18 protein-coding genes are annotated in these 21,006 nt (G+C 70.9%); 9 read left to right on the top strand and 9 right to left on the bottom strand.

Translation table 11 applies throughout. The features are described 5' to 3' along the window. The first annotated feature begins 16 nt into the window (after positions 1–16). Positions 17–1,567 (top strand): L-piperidine-6-carboxylate dehydrogenase, encoded by a 1,551-nt coding sequence (gene amaB, locus GGQ63_RS10460; protein ID WP_183855499.1) that lies wholly within the window; start codon positions 17–19, stop codon positions 1,565–1,567. A gap of 22 nt (positions 1,568–1,589) precedes the next feature. Here the strand turns inward: amaB and GGQ63_RS10465 are convergent, their stop codons facing one another. From GGQ63_RS10465 to efeU, 6 genes are all read right to left on the bottom strand, one after another. Next, a complete protein-coding gene (locus tag GGQ63_RS10465; RefSeq protein WP_183855501.1) occupies positions 1,590–2,543 on the bottom strand; it encodes a fumarylacetoacetate hydrolase family protein in 954 nt (317 codons plus the stop codon). Continuing rightward, a complete protein-coding gene (locus tag GGQ63_RS10470; RefSeq protein ID WP_183855503.1) occupies positions 2,540–3,463 on the bottom strand; it encodes an NAD-dependent epimerase/dehydratase family protein in 924 nt (307 codons plus the stop codon). Before GGQ63_RS10470 ends, GGQ63_RS10465 begins: the two co-directional genes overlap by 4 nt. Further along, positions 3,460–4,431, bottom strand: coding sequence for an acetamidase/formamidase family protein (locus GGQ63_RS10475; RefSeq protein ID WP_183855505.1), 972 nt, complete (start codon positions 4,429–4,431; stop codon positions 3,460–3,462). Before GGQ63_RS10475 ends, GGQ63_RS10470 begins: the two co-directional genes overlap by 4 nt. A 239-nt stretch (positions 4,432–4,670) precedes the next feature. Continuing rightward, complete coding sequence (locus GGQ63_RS10480; protein ID WP_183855507.1) at positions 4,671–5,933, bottom strand: Dyp-type peroxidase; 1,263 nt, start codon at positions 5,931–5,933, stop codon at positions 4,671–4,673. Further along, positions 5,933–7,189 (bottom strand): iron uptake system protein EfeO, encoded by a 1,257-nt coding sequence (gene efeO / locus GGQ63_RS10485; protein WP_183855509.1) that lies wholly within the window; start codon positions 7,187–7,189, stop codon positions 5,933–5,935. The genes GGQ63_RS10480 and efeO overlap by 1 nt, the downstream gene beginning before the upstream one ends. Continuing rightward, the gene (gene efeU, locus GGQ63_RS10490) at positions 7,179–8,834 is read right to left on the bottom strand and encodes an iron uptake transporter permease EfeU (protein ID WP_183855511.1); all 1,656 of its coding nucleotides are present in this window, start codon (positions 8,832–8,834) and stop codon (positions 7,179–7,181) included. Before efeU ends, efeO begins: the two co-directional genes overlap by 11 nt. A gap of 634 nt (positions 8,835–9,468) precedes the next feature. Here efeU and GGQ63_RS10495 point away from each other — a divergent pair. The 8 genes from GGQ63_RS10495 (at position 9,469) to GGQ63_RS10530 (ending at position 17,934) form a co-directional block, all read left to right on the top strand. Next, complete coding sequence (locus GGQ63_RS10495; protein WP_183855513.1) at positions 9,469–10,254, top strand: UTRA domain-containing protein; 786 nt, start codon at positions 9,469–9,471, stop codon at positions 10,252–10,254. Further along, positions 10,251–11,159 (top strand): carbohydrate kinase family protein, encoded by a 909-nt coding sequence (locus GGQ63_RS10500; protein WP_183855516.1) that lies wholly within the window; start codon positions 10,251–10,253, stop codon positions 11,157–11,159. The genes GGQ63_RS10495 and GGQ63_RS10500 overlap by 4 nt, the downstream gene beginning before the upstream one ends. 49 nt (positions 11,160–11,208) lie before the next feature. Continuing rightward, entirely contained in the window at positions 11,209–12,369 is a 1,161-nt protein-coding gene (locus tag GGQ63_RS10505) for an SIS domain-containing protein (RefSeq protein WP_183855517.1), read from the top strand. Next, a complete protein-coding gene (locus tag GGQ63_RS10510; RefSeq protein WP_183855519.1) occupies positions 12,366–13,172 on the top strand; it encodes a BtpA/SgcQ family protein in 807 nt (268 codons plus the stop codon). Before GGQ63_RS10505 ends, GGQ63_RS10510 begins: the two co-directional genes overlap by 4 nt. Before the next feature lie 61 nt (positions 13,173–13,233). Continuing rightward, positions 13,234–14,289, top strand: coding sequence for a BMP family lipoprotein (locus GGQ63_RS10515; RefSeq protein ID WP_183855522.1), 1,056 nt, complete (start codon positions 13,234–13,236; stop codon positions 14,287–14,289). Between the two features lie 63 nt (positions 14,290–14,352). Then, positions 14,353–15,921, top strand: coding sequence for an ABC transporter ATP-binding protein (locus GGQ63_RS10520; RefSeq protein ID WP_183855524.1), 1,569 nt, complete (start codon positions 14,353–14,355; stop codon positions 15,919–15,921). Then, the gene (locus tag GGQ63_RS10525; protein ID WP_183855526.1) at positions 15,911–17,011 is read left to right on the top strand and encodes an ABC transporter permease; all 1,101 of its coding nucleotides are present in this window, start codon (positions 15,911–15,913) and stop codon (positions 17,009–17,011) included. Before GGQ63_RS10520 ends, GGQ63_RS10525 begins: the two co-directional genes overlap by 11 nt. A 2-nt stretch (positions 17,012–17,013) precedes the next feature. Continuing rightward, positions 17,014–17,934 carry an ABC transporter permease gene (locus tag GGQ63_RS10530; RefSeq protein ID WP_183855528.1) on the top strand — a complete coding sequence of 307 codons (921 nt, stop codon included), beginning with the start codon at positions 17,014–17,016 and terminating at the stop codon, positions 17,932–17,934. Positions 17,935–17,998: 64 nt separating this feature from the next. Here GGQ63_RS10530 and GGQ63_RS10535 read toward each other — a convergent pair whose 3' ends face one another. From GGQ63_RS10535 to GGQ63_RS10545, 3 genes are read right to left on the bottom strand one after another with little or no spacing between them, the layout of a single operon-like run. Further along, positions 17,999–18,898, bottom strand: a complete 900-nt coding sequence (locus GGQ63_RS10535) for an allantoinase PuuE (protein WP_183855530.1) — start codon at positions 18,896–18,898, stop codon at positions 17,999–18,001. After that, on the bottom strand, positions 18,898–19,812 hold the full coding sequence (locus GGQ63_RS10540) for a carbohydrate kinase family protein (RefSeq protein WP_183855533.1): 915 nt from the start codon (positions 19,810–19,812) through the stop codon (positions 18,898–18,900). Before GGQ63_RS10540 ends, GGQ63_RS10535 begins: the two co-directional genes overlap by 1 nt. Continuing rightward, positions 19,809–20,996, bottom strand: a complete 1,188-nt coding sequence (locus GGQ63_RS10545) for an SIS domain-containing protein (protein ID WP_183855535.1) — start codon at positions 20,994–20,996, stop codon at positions 19,809–19,811. Before GGQ63_RS10545 ends, GGQ63_RS10540 begins: the two co-directional genes overlap by 4 nt. Positions 20,997–21,006 lie beyond the last annotated feature (10 nt).

Here is a 21,006-nt window from a genome sequence, read left to right on the forward strand (position 1 = left end):
CTCAGGATCTTCGTCCATGACGGCCCCCGCCCTCGCTTCCGCCGCCGCAACCGACTCGCTCGCCGCCGAGGTCGCGCGCATCCTCACCGCGCTCGGCGCCGCGCCGGAGCGTTTCACGGACGGCGCGCGGATCGTCCGCTCGCCGATCGACGGATCGGAGATCGGCCGCGTCGCCGACGCCTCGCCCGACGAGGTGGCCGCCGCGATCGGCCGGGCGCGGGCGGCCTTCCTCGCCTGGCGCGCCGTTCCGGCGCCGCGGCGCGGCGAGTTCGTCCGCCGCCTCGGCGAGGCGCTCCGCGCCGCGAAGGACGATCTCGGCCGGCTGGTCTCGATCGAGGCCGGCAAGATCGTCTCCGAGGGCCTCGGCGAGGTGCAGGAGATGATCGACATCTGCGATTTCGCCGTCGGCCTGTCGCGCCAGCTCTACGGCCTCACCATGGGCTCGGAGCGCGCCGACCACCGGCTGCAGGAACAGTGGCATCCGGCGGGCGTCGTCGGCGTGATCAGCGCCTTCAACTTCCCTGTCGCGGTGTGGAGCTGGAACGCCGCGCTCGCTTTCGTCTGCGGCGACAGCGTGGTGTGGAAGCCGTCGGAGAAGACGCCGCTCACCGCGCTCGCCGTTTCGGCGCTGGTCGACCGGGTGATCGCCGATTTTCCCGAGGCGCCGGCCGGCCTTTCCGAACTCGTGCTCGGGGCGCGCGACACCGGAGCGGCGCTCGTCGGCGATGCCCGCGTGCCCGTCGTCTCGGCGACCGGCTCGACCGCCATGGGCCGGATCGTCGGCCGCGCGGTGGCGGACCGCTTCGGCCGGGCGATTCTCGAGCTCGGCGGCAACAATGCCTCGATCGTCGCGCCCTCGGCCGATCTCGACCTGGCGCTGCGCGCCATCGCCTTCGGCGCGATGGGCACGGCCGGCCAGCGCTGCACAACGCTGCGGCGGCTGATCGTGCACGAGAGCGTCTATGACCGGCTGGTGCCGCGGCTGATCGAGGTCTATCGCTCGGTGCGGATCGGCGATCCGCTCGAGGAGGGCGTGCTCGTCGGCCCGCTGATCGACGCGGCGGCGATCGCCGGCATGGAGAAGGCGCTCGCCGCGGCCTCGGCCGCCGGCGGAACGGTGCATGGCGGCGGCCGCGCCGCGGTCGCCGGCCTCGAGGGCGGCCATTATGTCCGCCCGGCGCTCGTCGAGATGCCGGCGCAGACGGGGCCGGTGATCGAGGAGACCTTCGCGCCGATCCTCTATGTGCTGCGCTATTCGACCTTCGAGGAGGCGATCGCGCTGCAGAACGGGGTGCCGCAGGGCCTCTCCTCCTCGATCTTCACCACCGACATGCGCGAGGCGGACCGCTTCCTCTCGGCGCTCGGCTCGGATTGCGGCATCGCCAATGTGAACATGGGCACATCGGGCGCCGAGATCGGCGGCGCCTTCGGCGGCGAGAAGGAGACCGGCGGCGGCCGGGAATCCGGCTCCGACGCCTGGAAGGCCTATATGCGGCGGATGACGAGCGCGATCAATTACGGCTCCGCCATGCCGCTCGCGCAAGGCGTGCGCTTCGACGTCGGCTGAGATTCGCGCCGCGCGCGCCCGGTCAGCCGGGCGCGATGCGGTTCACGAGCGTGCCGATCCTCTCGACCGTCAGCGCGACCGTATCGCCGCGTTCGAGATAGCGGCCGAGTTCGAGGCCGCAGCCGGCCGGCGCCGTGCCGAAGCCGATCAGTTCCCCCGGAAAGAGCCGTTCGTCGCGCGACAGATGGGCGAGGAGGTCGGCCGGGGCGTGCAGCATGCCGTCGAGCCGGGAGCGGGCGATGGTCTCGCCATTGATCGCCACCGAGACGGCGAGGCCGCGCGGATCGCCGATCTCGTCGGCCGTGACGATCCACGGCCCGAGCGCGTTCGCGCCGTCGAAGCTCTTCGATTTCGACGGGCCGAAGCCGGCCCGCGTCTCGTCGAGCTGCAGGTCGCGGGCGGAGAAATCGTTGTAGATCGTGTAGCCGAAGATGTGGCGGGCCGCCGCGTCGGGGGCGATGTCGCGGCCGCCGCGGCCGATCACGAGGCCGAGTTCGAGCTCGTAGTCGATGACGCGGCTCGCGCCCGGCCAGGCGATCGCGGCGCCGTGGCCGACCACGTTCATGCGGTTCTGGAAGTAGAAGACCGGCCGCTCGGCGAAGGCGGCGGGCACGGCGTCGAGCGGCTGCGCGTCCGGCTCGCCGGCGAGCCGCCGCATGCCGGCCGGCGCATGGCGCACATGCTGCGCGAAGAGCGCGCATTCGCGGATCTGGGTCGGCTGCGGCAAGGGCGCGAGAAAGCGGAACGCGCCGAGCGGCCGGGAAAGGCTCTCATCCCCGGCCTGCGCCGCGAGAAGCCCCGCGGCGACCGAAAGCGCTTCCGGGCCGGCCGCGACGAGATCGAGCATGGTGGCGTAGAGGGAGGGATCGGCGCCCGCGCGCCGTGCCGCCGCGGCGAGATCGAAGGCGCGGCGGTCGCCGTCATGGATCGCCGCGACGAAGGGCGCGCCGTCGGCCGCGAGCGTCGCGAGCTTCATGCCGGGATCGCCTCCGGCTCCGGCATCGCCGCGGCATAGGCGGCGAAGCCTTCTGAAAGCGGCAGGCGCGGCCGCCAGCCGAGCGCGGCGGCGATGCGGGCGAGCGAAAAGTCCTCCTGTACCTCGGGCGCCGGGTCGCGGCCCTCGACGAGCTCGATCCGCGCCGCGGGCAGGACGCGGCGGGCGATCGCCGCGACCTCCGGCATGGTGAGCCGTTCGCCCGAGGTCACGTTGAGCGCCCCGAAAGGAAGGGCGGGGGCGTCGAGCGCGGCGAGGATCGCGCCGGCGACGTCGTCGACATGGATGAAGTGGTAGGGGAAGGCGGGATCGCAGGGGATCACCGTCGGGCGGCCCGCGGCGGCGTCGCGGATGATCTCGCGCAGGAAGCAATTGGCGCGCCGATGGGGTCCGTAGACGCGGGTGATGCGCAGGCTGACGCCCGGCACGCCGTAATCGCGCGCGAAGCACTCGACGAGCGCCTCGCCCGCGACTTTCGAGGCGGCATAGGCGGTGGCGGGATGGGGCGCCCGCTCCTCGTCGATCAGGCCGGCGCCGACATCGCCATAGACGACGTGCGAGGAGCAGAAGACGAAGCGGCCGATGCCCTGCCGGCGGGCGATGTCGAGGAGCCGGGCCGTCGCCGTCACATTGACGTCGACGATCGCGAGCGGCGTGTCGCGCGCCATCACCGGCGAGGACACCGCGCCGGCATGGACGATGGCGTCGACCGGCCCGGCGGCGAGATGCGCCTCGAGCGCGTCCATCTGCGCGAAGGAGAGCCGCACCAGCCCGGGATCGTCCCGGCCGAAATCCGTCATGTCGACCGCGAGCGCCCGGTCGCCGCGCGCGGCGAGGGCGCGGCGGACCGCGAGGCCGACCAGGCCGGCGCCGCCGGTGACGAGGACGCGCCGACCGCTCATCGCAGCGCCGGGGTCAAAAGGTCTTTGGCGAGCAGGCCGTGCACGCCCTTCTCGCCGTTGACCACCTGGGTGACGTGGAAGTCGGCGGCGAGCGAGCAGAGCTGGTAGGCCTCGCGGCGCGACAGGGTGGTCCGCTCGGTGACCATGTCGATCATCGCCCGCACCGCCCGGCGCATCGCCTCGTCGAGATCCTCGTCCATGCCCATGCTGAGCAGATGGGTCGGCGTCTCGCCGCGCGGAAAGCCGAGGAGGGGCGCATCGCCGGTCTTCTTGTGCAGGATGAAGGTGAAGGTGCCGTTGAGGCCGGTCTCGACCGCGGTGACGCAGACCTCGCCATGCCCCTGCGCGCCATGGCCGTCGCCGACCGAGAACAGCGCGCCCTCCGCCCAGACCGGCAGGAAGAGGGTGGCGCCGGGGCCGAGGTCCTTGTTGTCGAGATTGCCGCCGTGCAGCCGCGGCTCGCGCGAGGAGAGCTCGCCGTAATGCGGCGGCGGCGCGACGCCCATCACGCCGAAGAAGGGCGAAAGCGGCAGCGCGCCGCCCCAGGGGAGGGTGGCGACGCGGCGGGCGCGGTCGATCGGCAGATGGTCGAGCACGCGCTGCGGCATGACGAAATCATCCGGCAGCGTGCCCTCGAAGGGCTCGACGACGTTGAAGGCCCAGTCGGTGCCGAGCTCGACGGCGTCGATGCGCACTTCGAGCATGTCGCCCGGCTCGGCCCCCTCGATCGCCACCGGCCCGGTCAGGAGATGGCCGAAGCGCACCGGCAGGTTTGCCGCGTGGATCGCCCGGTGGGCGGCCGAGACGGTCATGCCGGACCCTTCCGGCGGCAGCAGCGCGGGGAGGCCGGTCAGGCACTCGATCGTCACGCTGTCGCCGGAGGCGACGGTCAAGGCCGGCGGGATCGACGCGGCGAAGCGGCCCCACTGCACGGTTTCGGGTGTCGCGGCGAGGTGGTGATGGGCCATGGCGGCATCCCGTGAGGAGAACAGAGGTCCGACGTCTCGACAGGTTCAGCCGTGCCGTGCCGCCTGTCAAGCGCGGTGAGGCCGAGCGGCAGCGGGCGGCAGGGCGCGGGCCGGCAGAGGCCACCGCCCTCGGTTCGAGGAGCGGTGATCGCCTCACGCGTGCCGCTGCCGGCGTCGGCCGCCCGGTATCCTCCGGGCGTGGGCGCTGAGCCTCGGCCGAGGCTTGGCCGGCGCGGCGCTCAGGCGAAGAGCGGGGCGCCGATATAGGAGCCCTCGGGGGCCGCCGGCGGCACGAAGAAGATCGCCGAGCCGATATGGCTCACATATTCGCTCAGCCGGTCGGCGGCGCCGAGGCGGGCCTGGATCCGTTCGAAATGGGCGGGATCGTTCTGGTAGGAGATGAAGAGGAGCCCCGCGTCGAGCTGGCCGAGGGCGTTGATGCCGTCGGTATAATTGTAGGAGCGGCGGAGAATCTTGACGCCGTCATTGTTCTCCGGCGCCGCGAGCGCGACATGCGAGGCGGGCGGGATCACCGGCGCGCCGGCGGCGTCGCGGAGCGCGAAGTCGGGCGTGTCGAACTCGTCTCTGCCCGATAGCGGCGCACCGGACTGTTTGAACCGGCCGAACACCGCGTTCTGGTCGCCGATCCGGTCGGTGTCCCAGTTCTCGATGTGCATCTCGATCTTGCGCACCACCTGATAGCTGCCGCCGCGGATCCCCTGCGGCCCGTCGCCGATCCACACGAAGCGGTCGAAATCGGCGTCGCCGCGGATGTTGCGCGTGCCGTCCTTGTAGCCGAAGAGGTTGCGTGGCGTCGTCTGGCCCGGGCCTGCCGAGGCGCGGCCGAAGCCGAGCACGGCGAAGCGGGTCGCCGCCGTGCCGGTCGTCCGGGCGATGCGGGCGAGATCGCGCACCGCGTGATAGGCGACCTGCGGATCGTCGGCGCAGGCCTGGACCGACAGGTCGCCGCCGGAAAATTCCGGCTTCAGCGCGTCGCTCGGCAGCGGCGCGAGCGGCCGCAGGCCCGCCGGCCGCTGCGCCGCGAGGCCATAGCGATCGGAAAACACCGCCGGGCCGAGCCCGAAGGTCACGGTGAGCGCGGCCGGGCCGAGGCCGAGCGCCTCGCCGGTGTCGAGGCCGACCGCATCCGGCCGGGCCGGCTCGATCCGGCCGATCGCGCCGCCCTTCATCATCTGCGCCGCCGCCGCCGACCAGCGTGCGAGGAGGTGCTGCAGGTCGGCGCGCTGCGGCGAGACGAGATCGAAGGTCATGAAGACGATGTGGCGCTGCGGCGGCGTGCGGATGCCCGCCTGTTCCGCGGTGCCGTAGAAGGGATAGGTCCGCGCCAGATCGACGAGGTCTTCGGCGTCCGGTGGTGCAGCCGCAGCGGCGGGCGAGGCCGTCGTTGCCGCGAGCGTGGCGCCCACCGTGCCGGCCGCGGCGCCGAACAGCAGGCCGCGACGGGAGAGGGCGGGACGGGCGGGGCGGGATGTCTCGGTCATCAGTTCGCCGTCGCGACTTTTTCGGCGATGCGGGCGAGCGGCTCCTGCAGCGCGGCGATCGTCCGGCTGAGCTTCGGCGCCTCGGCGTCCCGGAGCGCCGCGGTGTAGGTCGCATAGCCGCCCGGCGTCTGCGGGTCGCGATAGGCGGCGAGTGCGGTCTTCACGGCGGCGAAGGCGGCCTTCACCCGCGCGGCGAGGTCGGGGTCGATCCGCTCGAGCCCGGGCTCGAGGAAGGCGAAGGCCTGTTCTGCGCCTTCGACATTGCCGGCGAAATCGACGAGGTCGATGTGGCTGTAGGATTCTTCCTCGCCGCTGACCTTGTTGGTCTGCACCTCCTCGAGCAGGCTCGCGGCGCCGTTCGCAAGATCTTCGGGCTTGTAGGCGAGCGTCTTCACCCGGGTGCGCAGCAGCTCGACATTCCGTTCGAGTTCGACGCCGAGCGCCTTCGTCGATGCGGTGATCGCGCCGCTCTCGAAGAGATCCCGCTCGATGGCGTGGAAGCCGTGCCAGCCGACCGCGGGATCGAGGTTCGAGGCGCGCATGTCGACGAGATAATCGAGATTGCCCGCATTGTCGGTGAGCGCATGGCCGTCGAGCACGAAGCCGTCGACATCCGATTCGATGCGTTCGTAGAAGGGGCGGGCGAGCGCGTAGTCGCGCCGGGCGGCGGCGAGGTCGCCGGCGTCGATGTCGGCGCGCAGCCGCCCGACCGCGGTCGCCATCGCGTCGACGATGCCGTCGACATAGTGGGCGTAGCCCGCGGCGCCTTCGGCGAGCAGGGCTGCGGTGTCGCTCGTCGCCGTTGCGGCCGCCGCGCCGGTCACGGTGAAGGCCTGCATCTCCTGCGCCGCGCCGGGGCAATAGATGGCGTAGCCGCCGCCGCCGAGCGTTACGGTGAAGGCGACGGTCGGCAGGCCCGGCGCGAGATTCTCCTTCTCGCCGAGAATGCGGTCGTCGCCGAGCAGTTCGAGTTCGACGAGGCCCGGGGCGCTCCTGTTGGTGACCGAGAAGGTGACCGGACCGGCCGGCGCGCTCGCATGGTCGAGGACGCAGCGCCCACCTTCGTCTCCGAGGAGGGTGATCGCCACCTGCGCGACGCCGTCCTTGACCGGCGCGGCATCGGTCTCCGCCCGCGCGGCGGGGGAGAGGGCGACGAGCGCGGCGAGACCGGCCGCGGCGGCGAGCGCCGGGTGGCGGCGCACAGGGCGCAGGGTGGCCGGCGTCGTCGCCGCGATGTTCCGGGTCTCAGGTCGCATGGGGGGCTCCTTGCGGGCGGGAAGGTGTCTCGCCGTTCCGGACCGGCGGACCGTTGCGTCCGGGACGGTGCGGGGCGGGGGCAGGGGTGGGCTCCGCGGCGCCGATGGCGCGGGCGCGGCGCCGTCCGCCGGCGACGGCGAGCGGCAGGGCGGCGAGGAAGAGGGCGGCCGGCAGCTCGACCGACCACAGCGTCCGCTCGGCCGCAGCGGCGGCCTTGCCCGCGAGCGCCGCGCGGGCGGCGTCGCGATAGGCGGGGTCGACATGCCAGGCAGCGGCCGCGTCGTCCGCGCCGGCCGCCAGCGTCACCGCGCGCGGCGTCTGCAGGCCGCCGCCGGACAGCGTCACCACCGTCCGGCCCGTCTCGTGCGCATCGAGGAGGAGGTCGCCTTCCGTCTCGACGGTGAGCCGGCGCTGCTCGGTCCAGCGCGCGGCGAACGGGCCGGGATTGCGGGAGGGGTTGAAGCCGACCGGCAGCCGCCCGCCGGCGAGCGCCGCGACCGCGTCGAGGGTGAGCAGGGCGGGGTGGTCCGTCTCCGGCGCGTCCCGGGCGATCGACCACACGGTCACCACGCGCCCGCCGCGCTGTTCGGTGCGGGCGGCATCGGCCGCGAGCGGGATCGCGGTCTCTGCGGCGGGCGGCAGGGAAACGACGAGCCGCGGCCCGCCCGCCATCTCGAAGGCAGCGCTGCCGCGCGGGCCACCGGTGCCCTCCACACCGGCGAGGAGCGGCGCGCGCGCCGGCACGGAGGGCGTCCCGACGGGCGCGAGCGTCGCGAGGCCGAGCGCGATTACGGTGAGGCCGGCGGCGCCCGCATGACGGAGCTGTGCGGCGCGGCGCGGCGCGGGCCGCAGGCGGGCCGGCCAGAAGAGGACGAGCGAGACCGGCACGAGATAGGCGAGCCAGCCCATCCCCTCGATCAGCCGGGGATCGGCCGGGATGCCGAGCACGCCGGTGACGAGCGCAGCGCGCACCGTCCCCGGCGCCACGAGCGCGGAGAGATCGAAGAGCCGCTGCTGGCCGCCGAGGAGCCAGCCGGCCTCGTGTGCCGAGCGGAGCGCGGTGACGACGAGGCCGGCCGCGACGAGGATCAGGAAGACGCCGGTCACCCGGAAGAAGCGGCCGAGAGGGATCCGCACGCCGCCGGCATAGATGCCCCAGCCGATCGCGCCGGCGAGGACGAGGCCGATGAGCGCGCCGGACGCCGCCCAGGCGGCCGATTGCGCCGCGGAGAGGGTGGCGAGGAGGAAGACGCTCGTCTCGAAGCCCTCGCGCAGCACGGCGAGGAAAGCCATGGCCGCGAGCGCGAAGGCGCCGTGCCGGCCGATCGCCGCCGCAGCGTCCGCCTCGATCCGCCGCTTCATGTCGCGGGCATGGCCGTTCATCCAGACGATCATGCCGGTGACGAAGACGACGGCGATGGCGCCGATCACCGCCTCCATGCCCTCCTGCGCGGCCTGCGGCAGGCTTTCCTCGACGCGCTCCAGACCCAGGCCGACGGCGAGCGAGAGGAGGAGCGCGAGGCCGACGCCGGCCCACATTGCGGCGAGGCCGCGGCCGTTGCGGCGCAGGAAGGCGGCGATGATGCCGACGATCAACGCCGCCTCGAGGCCTTCCCGCAAACCGATGACGAGGGTGGTGAGCATGCCGTTTCGCCCGTTGCCGTGGCGGCGCCGCGCCTCCTGCCGCAAGGACAGGCGAAGGCAGGCGCAGTCGTCGGCTGGTTTATAGGCCCGGTCCCGGCGGTCGGCAATCGCGGTTCTTTATATTCGTTCCAGGATACATTGTATATGCCGTCCAGAATACATAGAAACGGCGACATTTTGTCCGGAGAGACAAGAAATTCTCAGTCTATCGAAGTGCTCCGTGCCGGGGCGACGTTGGAGGCCGCGGCGGGTCGCTGCGGCGGCAGGACGATCGGGCGGCGGGGGAGGCGAATGACGCCCCGCCGGCCGGTGCGCGGGGGGAGGAAATACCGGCCGCGGCGGCCCGCGCGCGCGGCCGCAACAAGATCGTGCCGGCGCCGGCGCACTGACCTCCGCCTCACCATCGATTCACGGCATCGCCCGCCGCGGATGTCTTCGCGACGCCCGAGGGCTCGACCGCCTCGTGCACCCCCGCCATGGCGGAGCCGCTGTCGCGATGCGCGCCGTCGCCTCTTCGAACGCGCTGGACAAGCGAGAGAAAAGAGGTCAGACTTTTGACCTCTGTGGACTGATTGACGCGGTCCCGAGCGAGTGCGAGCCTTTGGGCATCGCAACCGATCGGTGAGGAAGAAACGTGGATTCGAGCCATTTTCAGGAGCTGGCGGCGAAGATCTGGGCGCCCGGTTCGCCGCGCGAGGATCTCGTCCAGCGCGTCGCCAACGCGCTGCGCGAGCAGATCCTGTCCGGCAAGCTGAAGGGCGGCGGCCGGCTGGCGCCCGAGGCCGTGCTCGCCCGCAATCTGTCGATCAGCCGGCCGACCCTGCGCGAGGCGATCCGCGTTCTCGCCCGCGAGGGCCTTCTCGATGTCCGGCACGGCGTCGGCACCTTCATCGCCAGCGAGCCGAAGCCGATCCTGGGCTCGCTCGAGATGATGCGCTCGATGACCGACCTGATCCGCTCGGTCGGCGGCGAGCCCTCCGTCGCCGATCTCGAGATCGATCTCGTCGCGGCTTCCCCGGCCGTCGCCGGAGCGCTCGGCCTCTCCGCCGGCAGCGAGGTGACCCACATCTCGCGCGTCCGGCTGATCGACGGCGCGCCGCTCGCCTTCTCGCACGAATATCTGTCGCTCGCCTCGCCGGAGGAGGATTTCCAGACCCTCTCGGCCTTTGACGGCTCCTCGCTCTACGAATTCCTGCGCACCGCCTGCGGCCATCCGATCTCGCACAGCCGGGTGCTGATCACCGCCGTCGCCGCCGATGCGGCGATCGCCAAGCGGCTGCAGTTGAAGCGGAACGCGCCGCTCCTTCTGGTGCGCGAGACGCATTTCGACCTCAACGGCCGGCCGGTTCTCTACGCGGTCAGCTACCACAATTCCGAAGTCGTCGAGTTCACCTCGCTGCGCACGGGGCGGCCGGCATGACCGCCTTCGCCACGCTCGGCAATGTGACGATCGACGATCTGGTCTTCCCGGACGGCTCCACCATGTGGCGGACGCCGGGCGGCAACGCGATCTATTCCGCGCTCGGCATTGCGCTGTGGGGCGAGCGGCCGGATGTGGTCGCGCCGGTCGGACCCGACTATCCGGTCGAGGCGCTCGCGGGGCGGGTCGACCTGTCGCGCTGCCGGCCGCTCGAGCGGACGCTGCGCAATTGGGGCCTCTACGAGGAGGACGGCACCCGCACCTTCACCTTCCGTTCGGCGAGCCGGAACTGGCATGCCTTCAGCCCGACGGCCGCCGATATCGACGGCGCGCGCTATGCCCATGCCCATCTCGCGCCGCTGCCCTGGGACCTTCATATCGCCTTTGCGGAGCATCTGCGCGCCGGCGGCGCGGCGGTGATCTCGGTCGATCCGGACGATCGCCATCTCGATGCGGTGCCTCCGGCCGATCTGAAGCGGCTGCTCGCGGCGATCGACCTCTTCCTGCCGAGCCTGCAGGATGTTGCCGCCCTGATGCCCGGCCGCTCTCCGGCCGATGCCATCCGGGCGCTGCGCGACATCGCCCCCGATCTGCCGCTGATCGCCGTCAAATGCGGCCAAGAGGGCGTGCTGCTGCATGCCGCCGGCGCCGCCGATCTGGTGCGGGTCGGCACCGCGGCGCAGACCGTCGTCGACACGACGGGCGCCGGCGACGCCTTTTCCGGCGGCGCGCTCTATGGCTTCGCCCGCACGCGCGACCCGGTCGAGGCGGCGCTCTTCGGCTCCGTCTCCGCCTCCTATGCGGTGGCGACCCACGGGCCGGACGGCCTCCTCGCCGCCGTGGCCGCGGAGGCCGAGGCGCGCCGCGCGCGGCTGCGTTCGACCGTCGAGACACGACCGATCTAGACCGCGGGTCCGCCGGCCGGCGAACCCGTTCGATGAAGGGAGAAACGAAGTGGACAACGAAAAGGCGGTGATGCTGCGCGAGATCGCGATGCAGCCGGCATTCGTGCGCGACAATCTCGACGGCATGCTCGACACGATGCGCGGCGTGCTGGCGGCGCGCGAGCCCGGCACGCTGCGGCACGGCTTCATGATCGGCTGCGGCGACAGCTATTTCGCCGCCATCGCGGTGCGCAGCTTCATGATGAAGGCGACCGGCCTGTTCGTCGAACCGGTCGAGGCGCTCGAATTCTCCCGCTATCTCGTCGAGGACCTGCCCGACGACAGCTTCGTCTTCGGCATCTCCAATTCCGGAACCGTGTCGCGCACCATCGAAGGCGTCCGCCTCGCCCGCGACCGGGGCGCCTGGACCTTCGCCGTGACCGTCTCCGCCGACAACAACCTCGCCAGGGCGGCCGAGACGCTGATCAAGGTCAATGCCACCCCGAACATCAAGATCCAGGCCGACGGCTCGCGCGTCGTGACGCCCGGCACGATCACCTATACCGGCAGCATGCTCGGCCTCTACGCCGCGGCGATCGCCTTCGGCGAGCGGGTCGGCCGGCTCGACGCCGCGCGCTCGGCCGCGCTGGTCGCGGAGATCCGCGCCGTCGCCGACGCGATGGCGGCGGCCGACGCGCCGACCGCGGCACGGGCCGCGGCGGTCGCGGCCTCCTTCGGGCGGGACCGGCAGACGGTCATCCTCGGCGGTGGCCCGAACTACGCCACGGCCCATTTCGGCGTCGCCAAATGGTTCGAATCGCTCACCCGCGCCGCGCATGTCTCGCAGCTCGAGGAATGGGCGCACGAGCAGTATTTCATGACCGACGAGACGGTCGACACCATCATCATCCTGCCGCCCGGCGCCGGTCACAATCGCGGTCTCGAACAGGCACAGGCGGCCCGCGACATGGGTTCGCGCGTCGTCATCATCGGCGCAGAGGACGATGCCGCGGCGGAAGCCGCCGCCGACATCTATTTCCCGATGCCGGCCGGCATTCCGGAATATCTGACGCCCTTCGTCTACAAGCTGCCCTTCGAATACCTCTCCTGCCGGATCGCCCACGAGCAGGGCATTCCCTTCCTCGGCTTCCACGACAGCCGCCGCCAGGAAGTGAACTTCCGCCAGATCTTCCATTCCTCGCAGACGATCGTCACGGCGGTCGGCCGATGACCCGCCTCGTCGACTTCATCCGCAAGGGCGGCAAGCCGGTCGTCGGCATGATCCAGCTCGGCCCGCTGCCGGAGAGCAGCCGCTGGCGCGGCGGGCGGATCGCGGACGTGCTCGAGCCGGCACTCGCCGAGGCGGAGCTCCTCGTCGAGAACGGCATCGACGCGCTGATGGTGCAGAATCTCGGCGACGTGCCGGTCGCCGCCCGGGTGACGCCGGTCCAGGCCGCCTGGATGACGCGGGTGGCGAGCGAGATCACCGCCCGTCACGACGTGCCGGTCGGGCTCAATTTCCTCGAGAACGATGCGGAGGCGATGTTCGCGGTCGCCTCGGCGGCGAACATCGATTTCGTCCGCATCAAGGTCTATGTCGGCGCGATGCTGACGCCCTTCGGCATCGAGGTGGCGGAGGCGCACACCGCGATCAAGCTGCGCACGCGCTGGAACGCCGAGCACGTGGCGATCTTCGCCGATGTGCACGACCGCACCGGCACGCCGCTCGTCTCGGGCGGCCTCGCGGAGGATCTCGACTTCGCCGTCCGTCTCGGCGCGGCCGATGGCCTCGTTCTCACCGGCAAGTCCTATGCCCAGACGCTCGATTATCTCGGCACCGCGCGCCGGGCGCTCGGTGCCGTGCCGATCCTCGTCGGCGGCAGCGTCAATGCCGGCAACTGGCACGAGGTCACCGCGCTCGCCGACGGGGCGATCGTCAGTTCCTCCCTCAAGACCACCGGTGCCGCGACCGGCACCTTCGACCCGGAGCGCGTCCGCGCCTTCATGGCGGCCGTGCGCGCCCCGGCCGCCTGACACCGAACAAAGACAACAAGAAACCGACTGCCTTCCAGAGATATCGAAGAAAGGGAACTCCATGCTGAAGTCGATCCTGAAGCTCGGCGCCGCCGCGGCGTTTGCGGCGGCCCTCCTCTCCTCCGGCGCGGCGCAGGCCAAGCTGCGCGTCGCGATGATCACCTCCGAATCCGGCCTCGGCGACCGGTCGTTCAACGACATGATGGTCGAGGGCATGAAGCGCGCCGAGAAGGACTTCGACGCCGAATATGTCGTCGTCCAGCCGCGCGCCGTTTCGGAGTTCCAGTCGGCGATCGCCCGCGCCGCGGCGCAGGGCTTCGACATCATCGTCGGCTCGTCCTTCGACATGATCAAGCCCATGCAGGAAGTGGCGAAGGCCTTCCCGGACCAGAAGTTCGGCCTCGTCGATGTCGGCCCCGATCCGCTCGGCCCGAACATCGTCTCGACCGTCACCAAGGATTGGGAAGGCTCCTTCCTCGTCGGCTGGATCGCGGCGAAGACGACGAAGACCGGCAAGATCGGCTTTGTCGGCGGCAAGGACATCCCGATCATCCACCGCTTCTTCGTCGGCTACTATTACGGGGCGAAGATGGCCAATCCGGCGACCGAGGTGTTCGAGAGCTATTCCGGCACCTTCACCGATCCGGCCGCCGGCAAGGAATACACGCTCGCCTTGATCAACCAGGGCTCCGACATCAACTTCGCGGTGGCGGGCGCGACGAGCGCCGGCGTCATCGACGCGGCGAAGGAGACCAAGACCTTCGCGATCGGCGTCGATTCCAACCAGAACTACATGGCGCCGGGCAATGTGCTCACCTCGATGGTGAAGCGCGTCGACAACCAGGCCTACGACATGGTGAAGTCGGTCTCGGACGGCACCTTCAAGGGTGGTGAGGTGAAGTATTACGGTCTCGCCGAGGACGGCGTCGCGGCCGCGATGGACGACAACAACAAGGGCCTGATCGCCGATGCCGTGCTCGCCGATGTCGACACGCTGAAGGCGAAGATCCTCTCCGGCGAGATCGTCGTGCCGAACTATTTCGACCTGACGCCGGGGCAGAAGGAGATGGGCACGCCGCCGATGGCGACGCCGCCCTCGGTCGCGAACGCGAAGTAATCCGCCCGAAGCTCGGCCCGGCCGCGGCGGCAACGCCGCGGCCGCACACGGGAGGACTCCGCCATGTCCGAGACCCCGCTCGACGTCGTGTCGATCAGCGGCGTCGTCAAGCGCTTCGGCGATTTCACGGCGATCCACGACGCCTCGCTCACCGTCCGCCGCGGCGAGGTGCACGCGATCGTCGGTGAGAACGGCGCCGGCAAGTCGACGCTGATGAACATTCTCTACGGCCTCCTGCCGCGCGACGCCGGCACGATCGAGCTGTTCGGACGGCCGGTCACCTTCTCGGGGCCCGCCGAGGCGATCGCCGCCGGCGTCGGCATGGTGCATCAGCATTTCAAGCTGGCGCCCTCCTTCACCGTCGCCGACAACATCATCCTCGGCTCGGAGCCGCTCGCCGGCTATGGCCGCATCGACCGGGCGAGGGCGGAGCGCGACACCGCCGCGATCAGCCGCCGCTTCGGGCTCGATCTCGATCCGCGCGCGGTCGTCGGCGCGCTGCCGGTCGGACTGCGCCAGCGCGTCGAGATCCTGAAGACGCTCTATCGCGAGGCGCAGATCCTCATCCTCGACGAGCCGACCGCCGTGCTCACCCCGCAGGAGACGCGCGAACTCTTCGCCACCATGCGCACCCTCGCCGAGAGCGGCCATTCGATCGTCTTCATCACCCACAAGCTGCGCGAGGTGCTCGCCGTCTCGAACCGAATCTCGGTGATGCGGCAGGGCCGCATCGTCGCGACGCTCGACAATGAGGGCGTCACCGCGCAGGAGATCGCCGGCCTGATGGTCGGCCGCTCGGTGCTCCTGCGCGTCAAGAAGGCGAAGGCCGAGGCGCGCGACGAGGTGCTCCTCAAGGTCGACGGGCTGGAGGCGCGCGGCGAGCGCGGCGAGGCGGCCGTCGACGGGCTGTCCTTCGCGGTCCGCTCGGGAGAGATCGTCGGCCTCGCCGGTGTCCAGGGCAACGGCCAGGACGAGCTCGTCGAGTGCATTGCGGGCCTGCGCCGGCCGGTCGCCGGCTCGGTCGAGATCTGCGGCACGAAGGCGGTCGCCGATCCGCGGAGAAACCGCGCCGCCGGCCTCGCCTACGTCCCCGCCGATCGCGGCGGCGTCGGCCTGTCGCTCGCGAGCGGCATCTGGGAGAACCTCACCGTCGGCCATATCGAGGAATTCGGCCGCGGTCCGTTCCTCGCCATCAAGGCGGCACGGGCGCGCGCGGCCGAGCTGATCCGGCGCTTCGACGTGCGCGGCGCGACGCTCGACAAGCCGGCCGGCTCGCTCTCCGGCGGCAATCAGCAGAAGGTGCAGATCGCCCGCGAGCTGACCCGCGACGCGCGGCTCGTGATCGCCGAACAGCCCTCGCAAGGGGTCGACATCGGCGCGATCGAATCGATCCACCGCACGCTCGTCGAGATGCGCGACGCCGGACGCGCCGTGTTCGTCGTCTCGGCCGATCTCGACGAGATCTTTTCGCTCTCCGACCGCATCCTCGTCATCTATCGCGGCCGGATCGTCGCCGACCTCGTCGCCTCCGAGACCGATCCCGAAACGGTCGGCCGCTATATGGGCGGTCTCGAGGAGGCGCCGCCCGCAGCAGCCGCCAGCGTCAGCGAGGCCGCCGACCATGTCCACTGAGGCTCTCGACGCCGCGCCGTCCTTCCCGCTCGCCGGGCTCGTCAAACCGCTCGTCCAGCCGCTCGTCGCGGTGGCGATCGCCGTCCTCGTCGGCGGGCTCCTGGTGCTGGCGCTCGGCGAGAACCCGATCGAGGTCTATTCGATCCTCGTCCACGGCAGCCTCGTCGGCTGGCCGAACTTCCTCGTCACGCTGCAGATGATGAGCCCGCTGCTCTTCACCGGGCTCGCGGTGGCGATCTCCTTCCGCGCCGGGCTGTGGAACATCGGCGCCGAGGGGCAGATGATCATGGGGGCGCTCGCCGCCGGCATCGTCGGCTATGCGGTCGACCTGCCGACCGCGCTGCACATCCCGCTCGCGCTCATCGCCGCCTTTGCCGGCGGCCTCGCCTGGGCGCTGCTGCCGGCGCTGCTCAGGGTCTGGCTCAATCTCAACGAGCTCGTCGTCTGCCTGATGCTCAACCCGATCGCGCTCCTGCTGTCGGGCTATGTCTCGACCCACCTCCTGAAAGCGCCGGGACCGACCAACAAGCTGCCCGACATCGCCGACACCGCGGCGCTGCCGACCTTCTCGCTCTATTCGCAGGTCAATGCCGGCTTCGTCATCGGGCTCGTGCTCTGCCTGGTCTTCGCGGTGGTGAACGGCGGCACGAAGAAGGGCTTCGAGTGGAAGATCATGGGGCTCAACCCGCGCTTCGCCTATTACGGCGGAATCCGGGTGCCGCTGCAGGCGGTCCTCGTCATGATGCTCTCGGGCGGCATTGCGGGGCTCGGCGGGGCGGAACAGGTTCTCGGCGAATACCGCGCCTTCTACGACAATTTCTCGCCCGGCTACGGCTTCGACGGCATCGCCGTTGCGATGCTCGCCAATTTCCACCCGGTCGGCGTCGTGCTCGCCGCCTTCCTGTTCGGTGCGCTGAACGGCGGCAGCGCCGTGCTGCAGATGATGACCGGACTGTCGAAATACCTCGTCCAGGTGCTGCAGTTCATCATCGTCCTGATCCTCGCCGCCCAGTTCTCCTGGGCCTTTCTCGGGTCGCGCCGGAAGGCGCCGCCCGCGCATGCCGCCCCCGCCGCGCCGAAGGAGGAATAGCCATGGATGCCGATCTCGCCTTCTCCGCCATCCGCATCTCGACGCCGCTGATCTTCGCGGCGATGGGGGGCCTGCTCACCTATCAGGCCGGCATGCTCAACATCGCGCTCGACGGCTTCATGATCGTCGCCGCCTTCGCCGCCATCGCCATAGCCTATGCGACCGGCAGCCTGACCATCGCGGTCGCCGGCGGCGTCGCCTGCGCGGTGGTGATGGCGGGGCTGCTCGCCCTCTTCAACCTGCGCTTCCGGGCGCACATCTTCATCGCCGGCGTCGCCGTCACCTTCCTCGCCTATGGCCTCACCGCGCTCCTGCTGCGCGGCATTCTCGGCGAGGAGGGCGTGTTCTCCTCGAACACCATCCCGAACTTCCCGCCGATCGCCATCCCCTTCATCAAGGATATCCCGGTGCTCGGCCGGGTGCTGAGCGGCCACACCCTCCTCGTCTATGTCGCCTATCTCTGTGTTCCGGTGGTCGCCTGGTCGCTCTACCGGACCCGCTGGGGCCTGCGCGTCCGGGTCGTCGGCGAGGCGGAGGATGCCGCGCTCGCCGCCGGCATTCGCGTCGAGCGGATCAAGGTGCAGACCATGCTGCTGTCGGGTGTGTTCTGCGGCCTCGCCGGAGCCTATCTGTCGCTCGGCTATGTCTCGCTGTTCGCGAACAAGATGACCAATGAGCGGGGCCTGATCGCGCTCGCGGCGATCTTCTTCGCCAAGGGCCGGCCCTATCCGACCGCGCTCGTCGCGCTGCTTTTCGGGACGGCGACGGCGCTGTCGGTCCGCCTGCCGCAGATGACCGGCGCGGCGCCGCAGCTCTTGCAGCTCATCCCCTATGTCGTGACCGTGCTGGCGCTGATCGTCGTCGGCTTGCGCAACGCCCGCGGCCGCAACCGGCACGGCGCCTGGAAGTTCGACGTGACGTGAGACCCTTCTTCGTCGTCCCGGCTCCGGCCGGGACGACGAAGCGATACGCTGCCGGCGCTCCCGCTCAGGCCGGGTGGTGGTCGAGCCAGTGGCGGGCGATGTCGATGCGGCGCGCCACCCAGGCGTCCTTGTGGGCGGCGACATGGTCGAGCAGGCGGGCGAGGCCGCGGGCGCGCGCCGGATGGCCGATCAGCCGGCAGTGCAGGCCGACCGACATCATCTTCGGCTGGGTCGCACCCTCTTCGTAGAGCATGTCGAAGGCGTCGCGGTGGAAGGCGAAGTAATCCTCGCTCGTCGCGAACAGGCCGTTGGTGAATTTCGTGTCGTTGTTCGCCTGGCTGTAGGGGACGACGAGATGCGGCCGGCCGCCTTCTTCGACGTAATAGGGCAGTTCGTCGTTATAGGCGTCGCTGTCATAGAGAAAGCCGCCTTCCTCGCTGACGAGGCGGCGGGTGTTGATGCTCGGCCCGTAGCGGCAGTACCAGCCATAGGGCCGCTCGCCCATCGTCTTCGCGAGGCTCGCGACGGCCTTGCGGATATGGTCGCGCTCCTCGTCCTCGCTCAGCTTGTAGTGCTCGATCCAGCGCCAGCCATGGCAGCAGATATCGTGCCCCGCGGCCCTGATCGCTTCCGCCGCAGCGGGATTGCGCTCGAGCGCGAGGGCGCAGGCGAACACGGTGAGCTTCAGGCCGCGCTCGGAAAAGAGCCGCATGATCCGCCAGAAGCCGACCCGGCCGCCATATTCGAACATGGATTCGGCGGCGAGATCGCGGTCGCCGCGCTTCACGGGCGAGGCGGCCATCTCGGTCAGGAAGATGTCGGAATGCCCGTCGCCGTCCATAAAGGAGTATTCCGACCCTTCCTCATAGTTCAGGACGAAGTTGACGGCGACGCGGGCGCCGCCCGGCCATTTCGGATCGGGCGGGTTGGCGCCATAGCCGATCAGATCGCGTGCGAAGTCCATCAGCGCGTCTCCTTCCTGTCCTCGAGCCAGCGGTCGCGGATCGCCGCGGGGTCGGCGGCCATGATGCCGGCGGTGCCGTAATCGGCGATGGTGAAGGAGGCGGCGGCCGCGCCGGCATGCGCCGCGCCCTCGAGATCGTCCGGCGCGCCGACGAGGGCGGCCATGAAGGCGCCCGAAAAGCTGTCGCCGGCGCCCGTGGTGTCGACCGGCGCGGTGGGAAAGGCCGGCACCGTGAGATCGCGGCCGCTGCGGGCATCATGGATGAAGCAGCCCGCGGCGCCGAGCTTGACGACGACGAGGCGCGGGCCGAGTGCGGCGAGCTGCCGGGCGGCGGCCGGCCAGTCGGTGCTGCCGGTCAGGCGGCGCACCTCGACGGCGCTCGGCAGGAACACGTCGAGCCGGCCGAGCACGGCGCGGACCCGGTCCTCATTGCCGGGGATGTAGTCCTGCTGCGGATCGAGGGCGACGAGACCGGGAAGCGGCGCCAGATGACCGGCGAGCGCCTCGGTCGCCTGAAGGCTCATGGCGAGGATCAGGAAGGCCTCGGCGCTACGATAGGCGTCCGGGATGTCGGCGGGCAGCGGGGAGAGGTCGAGGAAATCTTCCTCCGTGTGGTGGAATGTCCAGGCCCGCTCGCCGTCGGGGAGGTATTCGACGGCGACGTGGAGCGTCGGCCGGGCGCGCGCCGGCAGGCCGGCGAGAGAGAAGCCCCGCTCCCGCAGGCGTGCGAGCGTCGTCTCCGGCAGGTCGTGACCGATGGGCGCGACGATCTCGGCCGTCGGCTCGATCGCCCGCGCGGCAAAGCCGGCATAGAGCGCGTCGCCGCCGCCCGCGCGGCGTTTCGTCGTGCCGTCCGGCAGGACGATGTCGTCCGAGGTGATGTTGCCGAGGCAGACGAGCCGCGGCGGTCTCATCCCGCCGCCTCGTCGGCGCGGGCGAATTTCGTCATCGCGACGTGATAGGCGAAGAGCTGGACCGGCACGGTGTAGACGAGCGGGGCGAGCCGCTCGAGCATCGGCGGCAGGAAGAGCACGGCGTCCGACAGCGCGTCGAAGGTCGGATCGCCCTCGGTCGCCACCGTATAGATCGTGCCGCCGGCCCGGCGCCCCTCTTCGGCCGTATCGCGCGCCCGCGGCACGGAGAGCCCGGCGGGCGCGATCAGCCAGAGTGGATCGCCGCGCTTCTGCGACTGGTAGTGGTGATATTCCTCGAGCGGGATGGCGAGCGCATGATCGGGCGTGCATTCCTTGATCTTCGCCGCGCCGAAGAAGGCCGAGGCGAAGGACGGGCCGCCGCCGCAGAACAGATAGATCGACCGCTCGGCCTCGCGCGCCGCGATCGTCGCGATCTCCGCCTCGTGCCGGGCGATCACGGCGGCGATCTGGTCCGGCACGGCATCGAGCGCACGGGTGAGCGCGTCGACGCGCGCCGGATCGCCGCCGCGCGCCGCGAGGACGGCGATGGCGAGCGCCGCGAGCAGGCCGAAGGCGGCCGTGCTCGCCTGGGTCGGCCAGCCCTTGCGCTCGGCATGGATCAGCAGCGCCTCGTCCGATTCGACCATCAGGGTCGAGCCCGGCGTGTTGGAGAGCGCGAGCGTGCGGGCGCCGAGCGCGCGGGCGCGCAGCATCGCCTCGACGGTGCGGGTGGTGGTGCCGGTCGAGGAGAGGGTGACGACGAGCGTGTCGGCATCGATCGGGGCGTGGAAGTAATAGGCGAGGTCGAGGGCCTGCATCGGCTCGCAGGCGACGCCGAAACCTTCTTCGAGGAGCACCCGCGCGGCCACCATCACCGCATAGGAATCGCCGCAGCCGGTCAGATAGATCCGCTTCGGCGGGCGCCTGGCGAGCGAGGCGGCGATCGCCGCGACCGCGTCGCGCTGCGTCTCGAGCGTCGTTCGCAGCCGCTCCGGCTGGCCCTCGATCTCGGTGCGGGTGATCTCGACCCGGCGGCGGCGGATCGGATTGAGCGGATCGTCGTTCGGCAGCGCCTTGATGCGCGCCGCCTCCTTCTCGAACAGGGCGCGGACGATGTCGCGCGAGCGCGCGTCGAGCGGGGAATCGGGGGCGAGCAGCGGCGTCGCGTGGTCGGCGAGGCTCATCGGGACGGGA

The organism is Prosthecomicrobium pneumaticum (assembly GCF_014199915.1).
Lineage (GTDB): Bacteria > Pseudomonadota > Alphaproteobacteria > Rhizobiales > Kaistiaceae > Prosthecomicrobium > Prosthecomicrobium pneumaticum.

Coding starts and splice junctions, on each gene's coding strand:
- GGQ63_RS10470 (WP_183855503.1), bottom strand. CDS start 3,463: ATGAGCGGTCGGCGCGTCCTCGTCACCGGCGGCGCCGGCCTGGTCGGC.
- GGQ63_RS10515 (WP_183855522.1), top strand. CDS start 13,234: ATGCTGAAGTCGATCCTGAAGCTCGGCGCCGCCGCGGCGTTTGCGGCG.
- GGQ63_RS10545 (WP_183855535.1), bottom strand. CDS start 20,996: ATGAGCCTCGCCGACCACGCGACGCCGCTGCTCGCCCCCGATTCCCCG.
- GGQ63_RS10475 (WP_183855505.1), bottom strand. CDS start 4,431: ATGGCCCATCACCACCTCGCCGCGACACCCGAAACCGTGCAGTGGGGC.
- GGQ63_RS10525 (WP_183855526.1), top strand. CDS start 15,911: ATGTCCACTGAGGCTCTCGACGCCGCGCCGTCCTTCCCGCTCGCCGGG.
- efeO (WP_183855509.1), bottom strand. CDS start 7,189: ATGCGACCTGAGACCCGGAACATCGCGGCGACGACGCCGGCCACCCTG.
- amaB (WP_183855499.1), top strand. CDS start 17: ATGACGGCCCCCGCCCTCGCTTCCGCCGCCGCAACCGACTCGCTCGCC.
- GGQ63_RS10530 (WP_183855528.1), top strand. CDS start 17,014: ATGGATGCCGATCTCGCCTTCTCCGCCATCCGCATCTCGACGCCGCTG.
- efeU (WP_183855511.1), bottom strand. CDS start 8,834: ATGCTCACCACCCTCGTCATCGGTTTGCGGGAAGGCCTCGAGGCGGCG.
- GGQ63_RS10480 (WP_183855507.1), bottom strand. CDS start 5,933: ATGACCGAGACATCCCGCCCCGCCCGTCCCGCCCTCTCCCGTCGCGGC.
- GGQ63_RS10465 (WP_183855501.1), bottom strand. CDS start 2,543: ATGAAGCTCGCGACGCTCGCGGCCGACGGCGCGCCCTTCGTCGCGGCG.
- GGQ63_RS10520 (WP_183855524.1), top strand. CDS start 14,353: ATGTCCGAGACCCCGCTCGACGTCGTGTCGATCAGCGGCGTCGTCAAG.
- GGQ63_RS10500 (WP_183855516.1), top strand. CDS start 10,251: ATGACCGCCTTCGCCACGCTCGGCAATGTGACGATCGACGATCTGGTC.
- GGQ63_RS10540 (WP_183855533.1), bottom strand. CDS start 19,812: ATGAGACCGCCGCGGCTCGTCTGCCTCGGCAACATCACCTCGGACGAC.
- GGQ63_RS10535 (WP_183855530.1), bottom strand. CDS start 18,898: ATGGACTTCGCACGCGATCTGATCGGCTATGGCGCCAACCCGCCCGAT.
- GGQ63_RS10510 (WP_183855519.1), top strand. CDS start 12,366: ATGACCCGCCTCGTCGACTTCATCCGCAAGGGCGGCAAGCCGGTCGTC.